This is a genomic window from Micromonospora sp. NPDC047738, assembly GCF_040642675.1.
Lineage (GTDB): Bacteria > Actinomycetota > Actinomycetes > Mycobacteriales > Micromonosporaceae > Micromonospora.
This window is the reverse complement of the sequence record NZ_JBEYSO010000048.1, coordinates 1-13,427: the sequence shown is the minus strand read 5'-3', so window position 1 is coordinate 13,427 and position 13,427 is coordinate 1. Positions and strand designations below refer to the sequence as shown.

The following is a 13,427-nucleotide window of genomic DNA, read 5'->3' as shown; positions in this document are numbered from 1 at the left end:
GACATGTTCCGCACGTTGGCCCAGTTGATCAGTGATCCGACCCTGAAGGGCGGGCTGGCCCCGGACCCGGCCACCACGTTCGCGATTCATCCGATACAGCTCAGCCGCTGGCTGGAGGAGATCTGGGCCGGCGGCGGCGTCGCGTCCTGGCCCCAGGCATCCGCGACGCCCAAGGCCCTCGGGGACCCGGCCGTCATCGACCGTCTCAAGCTGCCCGACAATCTCCGTGACGTCGGTCTGCGATCGGGTGTGCGGCCGACGTCGCCCGCAACCACCCAGCCCGCCTTCGCGGGGCCTCCGGCGCTCGGGGTCGACCTTGGACCGCTGCCCTGGGAACACATGATCTACCCGTACCTGGTCGAGAGCACCGGCATCCTCCAGATCATGGCGGAGGTCGTTCGGCGGTACGTGGTCGGCGAGACCTTGCCGACTCCCTCCGTAGCGACCGTGGCCTGGGTGCGGGCCACCGAGGAACTCTTCTTCCGTGACCCGCCGCTGTTCCACGTCGGCGGGCTCACCAGCCAGCTCCGGCCGGACGCCGAGGTGAACCGGCGCAACGCGTACTGGCGGATGTTCGGCTGCGACCTGCCGCACCCGCCGCGTGGCCCGATCCAGGGACAGCCCTGGAAGCAGGACACCGGACCGGGCGCCAACCTGCGCTTCATCGAGTTGTGGACCGACCTGCTGCGCCAGGTGTGGGTCGGCATCGAGAACGATCGCAACCAGGTCGGGGCCAATCCCACGGACCCGAACTACGTCGGCTACCTCTGCCAGACGATCGGCGAGCTGCTGCGTCTGCGGCGGCGCGGCGGGCTCCTGGCGCGCGAGGAGTTCGCCTACGGCGCGATGCTGAGCTGGTTCCACCTGACGGTCGAGTTCGACACGGCGGTGGTGGAAGACCTGAGTGCCGGCGCCGGGGGCACCGGCGGCAATCCCGCCGACCGGTTGGCGGCGATCGGCACCCGAGTCGGCATCGTGCCGCCGCGGCACGCCCGTGAACTGTTCGAGCTGGCCGACCTGCTGTCGCCGGTGCTGTGGTTCGTCGAGCTCGACCAGTTCAGCGCCCCAGCGAACGCCGAACTGCTCTACCGCTCGTTCGGCACGCCGAACCCGCCCATCCGGGCGACGATGAACCGGATCATCGACCTGTGGCAGTCGGCCACGGGGGACCGGATCAAGGACTCGGCGGTCACGACGAGTCGTTCCGCAGGTGGGGCGCCCCAGGCACAGCCGACCCGGCTCCCGACGCCCACCTCCTCCACGCCACGGTTCAATCCGGCGGTCCCAGCACCGCTTGGCCCAAACGCGAATGGCGCGAGCGCCGCGCACCGGCCGTGATCGGAGGCGGAGATGGACACGGCGGCGGAATCGACGGTGTTCGCCCCCCTCGTGCAGCCCCCAGAGGGCGAGCAGGCCGGCCGGTGGCCGCTGCGAAACGACGTGTTCGCGCGCATTGACGAGCGGGAGGAGTACGCGTCCGCGGAGCCGGAGTCGGCCGGCCACAGCCCGACGGTGGAGCCGGTCTCCGAACTCGAATCAGAGGATCACGCTCTGGAGCCGGACCTGGCCGACCTCACGCCCGAGCCGGTGGACTACCGCCCCGAGCCGGAGTTGGCCGACTACGGCCCCGAGCCGGAGTTGGCCGACTACGGCCCCGAGCCGGAGTTGGCGGACATCGCGGCTGAGCAGACTGGTCCCCTCACCGAGGACACCCCGGCCGAGGAGTCGACCCTCACGGTCCAGGTGCTCCCCGGACGCCTCGTGGTGGAGCGGCACCCGATGCTCGCCGCGCACGTCGGCAAACCGCCCGACCTGATCGTGAAGTGGAACGCGATGACCGAGCCGTCGACCGTCGACGTGGTGGTCCACCTGCACGGGTACTCGAGCCGAGGCCGCGCGATGAACCTGGTTCGCGACAAGGAACCGATCAGCGGCCTCGACTTCCAGGACCCCGCTGGTTCGGGCTCACCAGGACGGACGTCGCCTACCGTCATGGTGCTGCCGCGCGGCCACTACTTCGGCGGGCGCTCCGGCATGGGCTACTCCTTCCCCGCACTGACGAAGCCGGGCGCGATCCAGGCCCTCATCAACGACGCTCTCGCCCGCTTCACGGCGGAGACCGGTGCCAGCGTGACGACGGGACGCCTCATCCTGACGGCACACTCCGGCGGTGGCGCCCCGCTGATGGCGATCCTGAAGCACACCGACCCGGATGAGGTCGTCACCTTCGATGCGCTTTACACCAATCCCGCGCCACTGATCGAGTGGGCCCGGCGGCGCATCGCACGCGGCTCCGGGTCGTTGCGCGTCATCTACCGCGCAGGCGAAGGCACCGCCGCGCACAGCGAACAGGTGCACCGCGCGATCCGTGGATCGGCGCCGGACACGTTCCGGGTGGAGCGCACCCGCGTCGGGCACAACGACATCCCGCAGCGGTACGGCTGGCGCCTGCTCGCCGACCCCGCCGCGCGACTGCCGGACACATCCGCTCCCCGCACCCAGAACGAAGCAGAGGATGAAGAGTACTTCGGCTCGACGGGGTGGCGCTTCGAAGACGTCGAGGGTGAACAGGACGAACTCCTCTTCGAGGAACGCTACGGCGGCGCCGACGAGGGCCCGACGGCCGACGTCATGCCCTCGGACGAGGAGTCCGGCGAGGTCGAGACGGAGGAGTGGCAACGGGACCGGGAAGTCGCCGGCGAGTTCCGGCCGGGGCAGCACGAGGCGTTCCCGTCCGGCCTGGTACTCACGACCGTGTCCGGTCCCACCGGGCCCGACGAGGAGCACTGGGACCCGAACGGCACCAGTCTGCCACTGTATGACACCGGCCCTGCCGTACGGGCGCAGCGGCTCTCGGCGAACTTCACCGTCGGCGAACTCGTCAGCAGCGGCGGGCGAACCGCGGACAAGGCCAGAATCTCGGCGGAACTCGTCCGCTGCCTGCAGGCCATCCGCGACCGCGTCGGCAAGCCGATACGCATCACCTCCGGATACCGCTCCTGGGCGCACAACGTCGAGGTGTACCGCGGACGCGGCAAGACACCCACCCACAGCCGGCACTGCAGCGGCCAGGCCGCAGACATCAGCATCGCCGACATGACCGGCATGGAGATCGCCAAGGCAGCGATCGACGCCTGCGGTGACCGAATCGGGGTCGGCATAGGCGGATCCTTCGCCCACATCGACGTGCGGGGACGTTGGACCCGGTGGACGTACCTGAGCAAGGATGCGGACCGACGGGCGCTCGCCGAAATCGACGCCTACCGGACAGGGCGAGCCAGGCCAACCCGGCCCACGCCGACCCCGAGCCCGCCGACGTCACCAACTCCCGCGACGAACACCACCAGGACCCCCGAGCGTGCCGCCGGCCGGGTCACACTGGGCAAGTTCAGCAAGTGTGCCAAGGGGGAACAGCTCGGTGCGCGCGCGATCGCCGACCAGTGGCGACAGCTGACGGGGCGCAAGGCCGGCACCTTCAACTGTCGGCTGATGGCGTCCGGTAAACCCTCCCTGCACGGCGAAGGCAGATCGGCCGACCTCTACGCCCGGGCCGGCGATCCAGGCCAACGGGCGCAGGCCGACGCCTACGTGGCATGGCTCGTCGCCAACGCCGTCGAACTACAGGTCGCGGTGATCATCTGGAACGGGAGGATCTGGTACTGGGGACGGCGAGCCGAGGGCTGGCGACCGTACCCCGGCCAGAACAAGCACACCGACCACATTCACGTCGATCTCAGCTGGGAGGGTGCGCTGCACCCCAGCACCCTCTTCGCCGGCCCGGTACCGGGACTGAACGGAACACCGGCGCCGGCTCCGGCCAGCGGGTCACACGTCGCGACCTTCGTACGGGAGCACCTGCCGCACGCCAAACGCAGCCAGGACGAGACGGGCGTCCCGTGGTTGGTCACGCTCGGCCAGGCCGCCCTCGAGTCCGGGTGGGGAAGACACGCACCGCGGAACAACTTCTTCGGCATCAAGGCCAAGGCGAGCGATCCGGAATCGACCCGACAACTCCTTCGTACGAAAGAGGTGCTCCGCCACCCCAACGCCGTCTTCCCCGAGATCATCTCGGTGACACCCCGGCCCGACGGGAGGTACGACTACGTCGTCAAGGACTGGTTCCGCGCATACCCCTCGCCAGCCGAGGCGTTTTCCGCGCACGGCGCGTTCCTCCGGCGCCACAAGCGGTATGCGCCAGCGTTTGGTCACGTCGGCGACCCCTACGCGTTCGCCCGGGCAGTCGCCGCGGCCGGCTACGCCACCGATCCGTCCTACGCATCGGTGCTGACGAGCGTGATGCGAACGATCGAGAAAGAGGTGGAGAGGGGAGTGCGGTGACCATCCGATCGCAGCGCGTCTGAGGTGGGCGTGACCGGACGATCATCGCCGCCGCTGGTTGTCGCACGAGCCCCATCGCGGTGGGCGACGGCTGGGCGTCGCGGGCCGGAAGTCACCGCCGATGACGAGAATGCCGCTCGCCGTGAACGCAGCCCAGCACGCGGGGGACTCTCAGCGCCGAGCGCGGCGCTTGCGGGGAGCCGATCACCACTCGAGCACCGCAGCCGCCTGGGCGAAGCGTTCGTCGTCCAGCAGTTCGTCGGATTGCGACATGGCGGCCATGGGGCAGGCCGGCCGATCGGCAGCCGCCGCTACGACCACCTCTGGAAACGCATCGGCGAACGCCTACCCTGGGTCGCCGCCCAGGGCATCTCCACCCACTGGCTGCGCCACACCACCCTCACCTGGGTGGAACGCCACTTCGGCTACGGAGTGGCCCGCGCCTACGCCCGCCACACCGACCGCTGCGGACCCGCCACCACCACCTATATCAAGGCTGACCTGCAGGCCGTCGCCGCCGCCCTCGCCGCCATGACCGGCCAACTCCACCCGCTAGCCGCCTTCACGCCTACACCCGATAGGTAGGCGACGGTCGGGCCGCAGTCAGTGCATGGGGCCATTACCCCCGGGTCCTGCGCCCGCAGCCCCCAATCGGTAACACTGCGTAACAGGCGCGCGCCACTTCGGCGAACCGCTCCGCATCCGGATCTGCCGATGACAGTACATCACTTAGACGTGTTGAATGCTCGCTAGCTAACAAAAGGCTTGACCGATCCTGTTCGAAGCGGCACGCTGCGGGAATCGAGGCACGCTTCTAGCGAGAGGGCACTTATGTCCGCCGATCCAGGGCCGCACATTGTCTTCTCGGTCGAGCCTGACGAGGCGCGATGGCGGGGCTACGTTCTCAAGCTAGGCACCAGCCGCCATGAGTTCTCGGAGCCCGACAGCCCCTCTTTTGGCTTCGGCAGCCTGTATCGAGGACCTGGTGCCATGTTGGACCAGTGGGTGACCCTTCTAGAAGGGTTGTCACCGGCCGGCGGCGCAGTGATGCTTCCATACAATTTCTCCGACCAGTGCACCGGTTGGCTTCGGGCCTCCTCGCCGGACGGTGTCGTTGTCGAGGTACAAGCGGGATGGAGTCTCCTCGGCCAGTACTGCTTCGACCCGTCGGACTTCGCCTCCGTTGGGGCATCCCTCAGCGACTTCACGCCAATACCCAACGCGCGCATCCAAGGTCGAATATCGGACGTCCTCAACGCGCTCAAGGCATGCCGTGGCACATACATAAACTCGATTTTCGCTCAGGACTAGGACAGACCTTTCGGCGAGCCACTATGGGGCCGGCAGGCACGGTTTGGATGAACACCCACCGGCCAAGGTCAGCCACCTGGTCTGCCGCGATGAGCGCGTAGCCGATGAGCGGACTCCTTTATGTGCGGAATCGGGGTGGGCGCTGCCGCCCAGCCGGCCGTCCCTGATGCCGCTACCAGATGATGATGCCGCCGCGTACCGCCTTGGCGCGCTCCACAGCGTGCCGCATATTGGTCAGGTAATGGAGAATACGATCCGCATCGTATCCAGTCGCGGCGGATAGTTGCTCGACGTTCTCTGCCAGGAGTACGCACTCCTGCTCGAAGGCGTCGAGCTGGCCGGGCGGGACCTGGAGATTCCCACGGTTCTCGACCGTGATGTCAGCGAGTTGCGGCAGGGACGTCGCGCCGAGATGTCGTGCGGCTGCGGAGCCCCACAGCTCATAACGAAAGCTTTCAGCTCCTACTCCAGTGCTGGTGCCCGGCGGATCCACGACAACCTCCCGACCGGCGTAGGCGTCGTCGTCCGGTATCCACACTGAGATATCGAGGCTCATCCCCGCACTCCCGTCATGTCTCGAATCACGGCTACTGTATTCTCCGGTGGAGGCATCGGCTCGGAGAGCGGGCAGCGACCGCCAGGCGGGCTCGACGGTCGCGCGGTATGCAGCCACGACGTCGTTCATAAACGTTTTCCACTGCAGGAAGGGAAACTCGATGCTGCCTGGACTGCGGATGGTGAGCGGACCCCACCCGTCCTCTTCGGCTTCCGTGAGGGCCCAGCCTTCGGCGCTGGCGACCTACCGGTATCCGGACCTTGCCTCACGGCAATCCCAGTGATCGAGCTGGTACGCCAGCCGCTCCTGCAAGCTAGGACCGAACCGCGGCTCTGGCAGCGACGGCCCTTCGCGGAGCAGGTTCAGGGCGACAGCGAGCATCGGCCGAGCAACGCGTATCTCCTCGTCGGTGGTCAGCGGTGTGAAGCGTGACAACAGCGCAAGGAATACGTCGACTGGTACAACCACCGCCGTCTTCACAGCTGGTGATGAAGCACTACCCGCCGAGTTCAAGGCTGACGCGGTCGCGTTGTACCGGTCTCGGCCGGGGGTGACGATCGGGCAGGTCGCTGACGATCTGGGTGTCAGCCGGGAGACGTTGCACAGTTGGGTACCGATACTGGCGCTGGCGGAGAGAGCAGCCCTGGTCATGATCAGGTCGCAGCGAGCCGGCTGAGTGCGGAAGGATTCAGCCAGTTCCGGACCCTGATGGCCCTTGAGTAGCAGGCGCCGGAGAACAACGCTTAGCCGTGCTGGCCCCACCTCGACATCGAAGGCGTTCCCGACCCCGGAGCACCTCCCCTGGATCGACCCCACCCATCCGGCCTGGCGAACGGCCCGGTGTCCGTGGCTTCGCCGATCAGAAATCCTCCGCCACGTCGTCAGTTCAGTTAGCACTCTCGCACCGGTGGAAGGATTAACGACATGACCGACGCCAGACGGCTTGGCGCCGCCGAGGCCACATTCATCGCGGCGGTCCGCGCGGACGATACCGCGCGGTTCGCGCTCCTGACCGAGCGCCACCGGCGTGAGCTGCAGGTGCACTGCTACCGGATGCTCGCGAACTACGAGGACGCCCAGGACATGACGCAGGAGACGTTCCTGCGAGCGTGGAACAAGCGGGAGTCGTTCAAGGGCCACGCGGCCCTGCGGACCTGGCTGTACCGAATCGCGACGAACGCCTGCCTCGACTTCCTGAGGAAGCGCGACGACCGCACACCCGTACCGTCCGAGCTGCCGGACCCCGACTCCGAGGTGCTGTACCTGCAGCCGTACCCCGACCGGATGCTCCCCGAGGACCCACAGGAATCGGTGGTGGCGCGGGAGACGATCGAGCTGGCGTTCATTGTCGCCGTCCAGCACCTGCCGCCGCGGCAGCGGGCGGTGTTCATCCTGCGCGACGTCCTCGGCTGGCCGGCGTCGACAGCCGCCGAAGCCCTCGAGCTGACCGTCGCATCAGTGACCAGCGCACTGCAGCGGGCCCGTGTGACGATGCGCGAGCAGCTGCCCGACCGCCGCCTCAACTGGCGGAGCCCCGCCATCCACGAGCTGTCGAATGACGAGCGCGGCGTGGTGAAGTCGTACATCGAGGCCCATGAGCGCAACGACCTCGACAGGCTGATGTCCCTGCTGCGCGACGACCTACGCTTCGCGATGCTGCCCGATCCGGGCACCGTGACCACGACGGCCAAGGACGCGGTCAACGGCTGGCTCTCCGGTGGGCTCTTCCAGCGCGGCCACGACGACTGGCGCGGTATCACCACGACGGTCAACCGCATGCCTGCCGCCGCGCTGTACCTGCGCAACCCCGACGACCCCGAGTACCGGCTCTTCGCCATCGCGGTCCTGCACATCGTCGACGGGAAGATCGCCGAGCTCACCGGATTCGACGCCGCCGACAAACCATGGCTGGACCTGCCACCGACACTGTGATCTCACATGTCCCCATCGTCGACAAGTCCAGCGCACGCTGTCACCGAAGTCACCGCGGAATGAGCACCCCAACTGCCTGAACACCACGCGACAACGCGAACACCACCGCCCCGCCGGCGTTGCCGGCGGGGCATCTTCATGCCGGAAGAACATCGTCACGATCAACGACGCCGTCGCCCTCATCTCCAGCAAGTCGGTCAACAGCTCACTCGGAACGCAAGGAAGGGCCGGGAAAGTTCCCTCAAGGTCGAGGGGCACGGTGAGCACGCCAGGAAGGATTTCGTCCTGGCCTCACGAGCCCAGGAAATGGCCCGTGCTCATCGCCTCGTCTCGTATCGGGTCAGTACCACGCCGCCGGGAAACGTCCGCGTCTCCACCAGGTTCAGGTTCACCCAGCTGTCCAGGGCCGTGAAGAACGGCGTGCCGCCGCCCAGCAAGGCCGGTGCGGTAACCAGCACGTACTCGTCGATCAGGCCGGCCCGCATGGCCGCTGCGGCAAGTGTGGCGCCGACGATATCCATGGGGCCGCCGTCCTCGGCCTTGAGCCGGGTGATCTCGGTGACCGCGTCCCCGGTGACCAAGCGGGTATTCCAGTCCACCGTGCTGATCGTCGAGGAGAACACCACCTTCGGCATGTCCCGCCAGCGACGGGCGAACTCGATCTGCGCCGGTGTGGCGCCGGGCTGCTGGTCGGCGGTCGGCCAGTGGGAGCTCATCGTCTCCCACAGTCTGCGCCCGTACAGCGCCAGGCTGGTCGCCCCCACCCGGTCGGACCACCACTGGAACAGCTCGTCGCACGGTACGCTCCAGCCGAGGTCGTCGCCGGGCGCGGCGATGTAGCCGTCCAGGCTCAGGTTCATACCGAAGATCAGTTTCCGCATCGTGCCAGCCTCCCGTAGGTCGATCTCACACGTACAGACGGGCACGGCGCGGAAACCTCATCGGTGCGCGATCTGCGTCCGCAGGTAGTCCTCGCCATCGGACTCGGCACGGCGCACTCAGCTGGGCTCGAGCACTACTACTCGCTCTGCGGCACGGGGACCGGTCTTGAATACGCCGTGAGCCCCTCGTGCGAACGCGGCCATCTGCCCTTCCGTCATGTCGTCTGCGTCTTTCACCAGCGCAGCCGCGGTTGTCTCTGAGCGGGATGGACTGAAGACATCGACCTGGCGAAGGGCAGTGGCACGGTTCGAACCGGGTCAGCGTGTGGGGGCGAGCCGCCCCGCCAGGGTCGGCACCACGATCGCGGTGGCGACGATGTGCAGCGTGATCAGGGTTGCTGCGGAGCCGGCGTCGAATCCGAACGTGAGGTCCGGGACGATGGACAGCGCGGTCAGGGTGACCGTTGTCCGCACGAACGTGCGCCGCGGCCGGCGTGCCTTGCGTGCCATGACGGCGGCGATGCCGACGCCGGCGAGCGAGAAGAGCAGCGTCAGCTGCGTGAACCCGGCGATCGGGATGCTCGCGCCGGTGCTGTCGGCGAACGAGATCCCGGCGGCCGACGCGACTGCCGCGAGGACGGTCGTGGTGACCGAGGCGACGACGGCTGCGGCGACGCCGTGCTTCCATACCGGCTGTCGCTCGGCAGTCGGGGTCGGCGCGTTGGGGGTCATGCGGGTGGGGACCTGGGTGGTGGTGGACATGTCGGGCTCCGTTTCCTCGGCGGGCCGCCCGGTGCGACCCGCTCACACCCCCTCCACGAACGGGCGGGTCCGGATTCGACAGGTCGCGAGAAAAAAAGTTCTACGGATGGCTGCGCGGTGACGCAGCGCCGGGACGGGCCGGCGCGGGACCCGGCCGTGACGCCGGCGCAGCCAGTCTCGCCGGGTACGCCCTACACGAAGGCGCGGCTGTGCACACGAACGTCCTGTGCTTGGCGCGGGACGTTCGGTTGGCCGACGAAGAACACGATCGCGAGGTTTCCGGGGCGGGTTGTCGTATCGGCGGGATGCCGTTCGTGGTGAGGTGGAAGGCGGTCATCGGGACCGCCGGAGCTGAGGAGAAGTGGGATGACGCACTACCTGCTGGCCGTGCACGGCCCCGCCGAGATGGGCGAGTTCGGCAACTACGGCTCCAAGGAGGAGATGGAGGAGGCGTTCGCCGCGACCGGCGCTTTCAATGACAAGCTGCACGCCGAGGGCTACTGGGTCTTCGCCGGTGGGCTTGCGCCGGCGTTGACGGCGACCGTCGTGGACGGCCAGGGCGAGACGCCGGTGATCACCGACGGCCCCTACCTCGAAACCAAGGAGGCCCTCGGGGGTTTCTGGGTCATTGACGCACCCGACCTCGACGTGGCGCTCAAACTCGCGGCCGAGGGGTCCAAGGCGTGCCGGGGCAAGGTCGAGGTCCGTCCGTTCGACGGCCTCGCCTGAGCCAGCGCGACCGGCGATTATCGATGCAGCCCGCAACGACGGCCGTCGAGCGGGTCTTCCGCGAGGAGTACGGCCGCCTGATCGCCTCGCTCGTCCGCCGCTTCGGACCCGGATGGCCGGCGCGCTCGGCCATCTACGGCTGGACGAGGTGACCGCCAGCGACATCGAAGCCCTCAGAGCAGGATGAGGGCTGCCTGCGGGCATGTCCCACCGCCGAGGCGGAAGCCCCGACGGCGGTAAGGCTGGCCGCCGCCGGGCCTTTCGATAGCCGGCAAGTCTCAGTTTCTGGCGTTCTCGGCTCTGGGTGGTCGTTGCCGGGGTAGCCGGAAGCCTGCAGTGATCAGCCAGGCGAGGCCGGTGAAGCGGGCGATCGGGAGGAGGATGGCTGCGTTGTCGATGAGCAGGCTCAGGGTGGCGAATTCGGCGACGGCGGCGATGATCAGGCCAGACCAGGCAAGCCAGCGTGGCAGTAGCCGGGCGAGGAGGCCGGGCACGGCCACGCCGGCGATCAGCAGACCCAGCGGCACCACGTGGCCGACACCGCCGGTGGCGAAGGTGAGGTATTGCAGACCGCGCACGAGGGCCGGATCGTCGAGCACCTCGGGTTGGGAGGTGACCCAGCCGAGCAGGCCGCAGAGGGCGAGGAATGCGGCGGAGAGAGTCCCGCCGACGAGCGCGATGGTCGCGCCGGGTGCCCGGACGCCGAGTTGGTGCAGGCGCGCGGAGACGGTCGCGCTGTAGATGGCCAGCGGGATGGCGGCGGCGAACTGCAGCGCCGCGCCGACCTGCACTGCGCGCTGATGATCGCGGAAATACGCCAGGATGTCGGCTGCGGGGCCGAACGGCGACGGGTAGGGCTTGCCGCCAGCGAGCAGGGTGCCGAGGACGAGGCTGGCGATGAACAGGCCCGCGAACACGACGGCGAGGACGCCGAGCGGTGGCCCGGTCTGGTGGCGGCGGCGCTGGGTTGCGTTTGTGGTGGTCATGCGATCACCCGCCCGCCGGTCAGGTCGAGGGTGACACCGGTAATCCAGGACGACGCGTCGGATGCCAGGAACAGCACCGCCTCAGCGACGTCGTCGGGCTCGCCGATGCGTCCCAGCGGGAATTGCCGGGCCAGTTCGTCAAGCTGCTGAGTGCTCATTGCTTGCTCCATACGGTCGTTGCGGACAGCGGACGGGGCCAGGCAGTTGACCCGGACGGCATGCTGACCGACCTCGTTGGCCAGGTGTCGGGTGAACATGACGACACCGGCCTTCGCGGCCGCGTACGCGGCGTTGGCCTGGCTTGGTTGCCGTCCAGCGCTGGAGGCCATGGTGATGATCGCGCCGCGTCGTTGGCGCACCATGCCAGGCAGCACCTCGTGCACGGCGAGAAACGTCGAGGTCAGTTCCGACTCCACCGTCGCGCGCCACTGCTGGGCGTCGAGGGCGACGGTAGGTACGGGCCGGCCCTGCCCGCCGGCGATGGTGGCGAGGATGTCGACCGGACCGAAGGCGGCCTCCACCTTCTCACGGACGCGGCGCACGGTGGTGGCATCGGTGACGTCACCGGGCACGGCGATGGCCTGGCCGCCGTCGGAGGCGATGCCGGCCACGACGCCGGCGAGCGCCGCCTCGTCCCGGCCGTTGACGGCGACCCGCACGCCGTTGGCGGCCAAGGCGCGGCAGGTCGCCGCGCCGATGCCGCGTGAACCGCCGGTGACGAGCGCAACCCTGCCGGTTAGATCGGGATAACGGATGGCTGGCATTCCAGATCTCCCTTCTCGCAGGTGAACAGTTCACCAGACTGAACCGTTCACTTGTGTGTAACATATCGGGGTGACCTCACGACGGCAAGCCGGCCCCAGCGGAGCGGCGTTCCTGCTGGCTCAGCTCGGCGCACACGCAGCCGAGCGCTTCGCCCAGCGGGTAAAGGAACTCGGGTTGACCCCGGCAGACGTCGGACTGCTGCGCATGATCGCCAGCCAGCCCGGGCGAAGCCAGCGGTCGCTCGCGACGGACCTCGGCGTCGTACCGAGCCGGGTCGTCGCGCTCGTCGACAGCCTCGAGCGCAAAGGGCTTGTCGAGCGGCGGTCCGGCGAGACCGACCGCCGCCACCACGCGCTGCACCTCACCACCGATGGCCAGCAGGTGCTGATGCGCATGCGGTCCATTGCCACCGCCCACGAAGACGACCTCTGCGCCGCCCTCAGCACCGACGAGCGGTCCCAACTCGCCAACCTACTGCAGCGAATCGCCGACCAGCAGGGACTCGTCCCGCACGTGCACCCCGGATACCGAAACCTGAGCACCCCACGGTGACAAGCAGCGCGACGTCTGCACCGGCCGCAAGCCAGCCGTCACCGCCGCAGCTCAGGGGCTGCGCCAGCGCGCCGCTACCGGTGAGCGAAAGTCGGTGCTGGCCAAGAACTCGCAACAGCGGCACGGCGGTGTACGTCTGCCTGCGTGCCGAGACTTCCCAGCCTGAAGCCGCCGCCGGCCGACGGCCCTGACCGAGGCCCGGCCCACACAGTTCAGGCCATATCCATTGGTTTGTCGGCCCGTACTACCAGTACCCCTGACGCCCCGCGTTGGAACTCAAGTCGTCGAGATGGCTGCCGCGCCGCAGTCGGATCCGCCCTGCCTGGCCCTGCCGAGCGCGATCCGCAGCTCGTCGACCGCCCGTTCCCACGTCCGAACACAACTACTGCAGGTGGTTGCGGCATCACCGTAGCGTGAGGGCAGACTCCCATCCTCGGAAGGGGCAGGCGGACATGCAGGAGACGATCCTCAGCGTCGTTGGTCTAGCGCTGGTCGCGGTGTCATTGTGCTTCTCTGCCTTAGAGCGACCGGCAATAGGTGTTACCTGAGCCTGCGGGTGGTGGGTCGGGTGTCCCAGCGGTAGAGCGTGCGGGCGCGTTGGATGAGTTGACGGAT

General features: G+C 68.3%; 12 protein-coding genes and 1 pseudogene. 8 read left to right on the top strand and 5 right to left on the bottom strand.

Features of this window, described 5'->3' with window-relative positions:
* Positions 1-3: 3 nt before the first annotated feature.
* The 3 genes from ABZ783_RS35150 (at position 4) to ABZ783_RS35140 (ending at position 4,923) form a co-directional block, all read left to right on the top strand.
* Positions 4-1,338 carry a hypothetical protein gene (locus ABZ783_RS35150; protein WP_357446729.1) on the top strand — a complete coding sequence of 445 codons (1,335 nt, stop codon included), beginning with the start codon at positions 4-6 and terminating at the stop codon, positions 1,336-1,338.
* A gap of 36 nt (positions 1,339-1,374) precedes the next feature.
* The gene (locus ABZ783_RS35145; protein WP_357446726.1) at positions 1,375-4,338 is read left to right on the top strand and encodes a glucosaminidase domain-containing protein; all 2,964 of its coding nucleotides are present in this window, start codon (positions 1,375-1,377) and stop codon (positions 4,336-4,338) included.
* A 264-nt stretch (positions 4,339-4,602) separates the two neighbouring features.
* On the top strand, positions 4,603-4,923 hold the full coding sequence (locus ABZ783_RS35140) for a hypothetical protein (RefSeq protein WP_357446723.1): 321 nt from the start codon (positions 4,603-4,605) through the stop codon (positions 4,921-4,923).
* Positions 4,924-5,821: 898 nt separating this feature from the next.
* On the opposite strand, the gene ABZ783_RS35135 is transcribed toward ABZ783_RS35140, so the two are convergent.
* Complete coding sequence (locus tag ABZ783_RS35135; RefSeq protein ID WP_357446720.1) at positions 5,822-6,205, bottom strand: hypothetical protein; 384 nt, start codon at positions 6,203-6,205, stop codon at positions 5,822-5,824.
* A gap of 490 nt (positions 6,206-6,695) precedes the next feature.
* Between ABZ783_RS35135 and ABZ783_RS35130 the strand changes: the two are divergent.
* Together ABZ783_RS35130 and ABZ783_RS35125 are read left to right on the top strand one after the other, a co-directional pair.
* Positions 6,696-6,818 (top strand): annotated as a pseudogene (locus tag ABZ783_RS35130) (transposase); the annotation flags it as partial.
* 311 nt (positions 6,819-7,129) lie between these two features.
* Positions 7,130-8,137, top strand: a complete 1,008-nt coding sequence (locus tag ABZ783_RS35125; protein WP_357446717.1) for an RNA polymerase subunit sigma-70 — start codon at positions 7,130-7,132, stop codon at positions 8,135-8,137.
* Between the two features lie 317 nt (positions 8,138-8,454).
* Here ABZ783_RS35125 and ABZ783_RS35120 read toward each other — a convergent pair whose 3' ends face one another.
* The gene (locus ABZ783_RS35120) at positions 8,455-9,018 is read right to left on the bottom strand and encodes a dihydrofolate reductase family protein (protein WP_357446714.1); all 564 of its coding nucleotides are present in this window, start codon (positions 9,016-9,018) and stop codon (positions 8,455-8,457) included.
* 318 nt (positions 9,019-9,336) lie between these two features.
* Positions 9,337-9,780 carry a DUF6069 family protein gene (locus tag ABZ783_RS35115; protein ID WP_357446711.1) on the bottom strand — a complete coding sequence of 148 codons (444 nt, stop codon included), beginning with the start codon at positions 9,778-9,780 and terminating at the stop codon, positions 9,337-9,339.
* 366 nt (positions 9,781-10,146) lie between these two features.
* On the opposite strand from ABZ783_RS35115, the gene ABZ783_RS35110 reads away from it, so the two are divergent.
* Both ABZ783_RS35110 and ABZ783_RS35105 read left to right on the top strand, forming a co-directional pair.
* A complete protein-coding gene (locus ABZ783_RS35110; protein ID WP_357446708.1) occupies positions 10,147-10,509 on the top strand; it encodes a YciI family protein in 363 nt (120 codons plus the stop codon).
* 23 nt (positions 10,510-10,532) lie between these two features.
* Complete coding sequence (locus ABZ783_RS35105) at positions 10,533-10,661, top strand: hypothetical protein (protein ID WP_357446705.1); 129 nt, start codon at positions 10,533-10,535, stop codon at positions 10,659-10,661.
* A 126-nt stretch (positions 10,662-10,787) separates the two neighbouring features.
* Here ABZ783_RS35105 and ABZ783_RS35100 read toward each other — a convergent pair whose 3' ends face one another.
* Together ABZ783_RS35100 and ABZ783_RS35095 are read right to left on the bottom strand one after the other, a co-directional pair.
* Entirely contained in the window at positions 10,788-11,495 is a 708-nt protein-coding gene (locus ABZ783_RS35100) for a DUF4386 domain-containing protein (protein WP_357446702.1), read from the bottom strand.
* On the bottom strand, positions 11,492-12,259 hold the full coding sequence (locus ABZ783_RS35095; protein ID WP_357446699.1) for an SDR family NAD(P)-dependent oxidoreductase: 768 nt from the start codon (positions 12,257-12,259) through the stop codon (positions 11,492-11,494). Before ABZ783_RS35095 ends, ABZ783_RS35100 begins: the two co-directional genes overlap by 4 nt.
* 70 nt (positions 12,260-12,329) lie before the next feature.
* Between ABZ783_RS35095 and ABZ783_RS35090 the strand changes: the two genes are divergently transcribed.
* Entirely contained in the window at positions 12,330-12,812 is a 483-nt protein-coding gene (locus ABZ783_RS35090; RefSeq protein WP_357446696.1) for a MarR family transcriptional regulator, read from the top strand.
* Positions 12,813-13,427 lie beyond the last annotated feature (615 nt).

Coding starts and splice junctions, on each gene's coding strand:
- ABZ783_RS35150 (WP_357446729.1), top strand. CDS start 4: ATGTTCCGCACGTTGGCCCAGTTGATCAGTGATCCGACCCTGAAGGGC.
- ABZ783_RS35135 (WP_357446720.1), bottom strand. CDS start 6,205: ATGAGCCTCGATATCTCAGTGTGGATACCGGACGACGACGCCTACGCC.
- ABZ783_RS35125 (WP_357446717.1), top strand. CDS start 7,130: ATGACCGACGCCAGACGGCTTGGCGCCGCCGAGGCCACATTCATCGCG.
- ABZ783_RS35120 (WP_357446714.1), bottom strand. CDS start 9,018: ATGCGGAAACTGATCTTCGGTATGAACCTGAGCCTGGACGGCTACATC.
- ABZ783_RS35115 (WP_357446711.1), bottom strand. CDS start 9,780: ATGTCCACCACCACCCAGGTCCCCACCCGCATGACCCCCAACGCGCCG.
- ABZ783_RS35110 (WP_357446708.1), top strand. CDS start 10,147: ATGACGCACTACCTGCTGGCCGTGCACGGCCCCGCCGAGATGGGCGAG.
- ABZ783_RS35105 (WP_357446705.1), top strand. CDS start 10,533: ATGCAGCCCGCAACGACGGCCGTCGAGCGGGTCTTCCGCGAGGAGTAC.
- ABZ783_RS35100 (WP_357446702.1), bottom strand. CDS start 11,495: ATGACCACCACAAACGCAACCCAGCGCCGCCGCCACCAGACCGGGCCA.
- ABZ783_RS35095 (WP_357446699.1), bottom strand. CDS start 12,259: ATGCCAGCCATCCGTTATCCCGATCTAACCGGCAGGGTTGCGCTCGTC.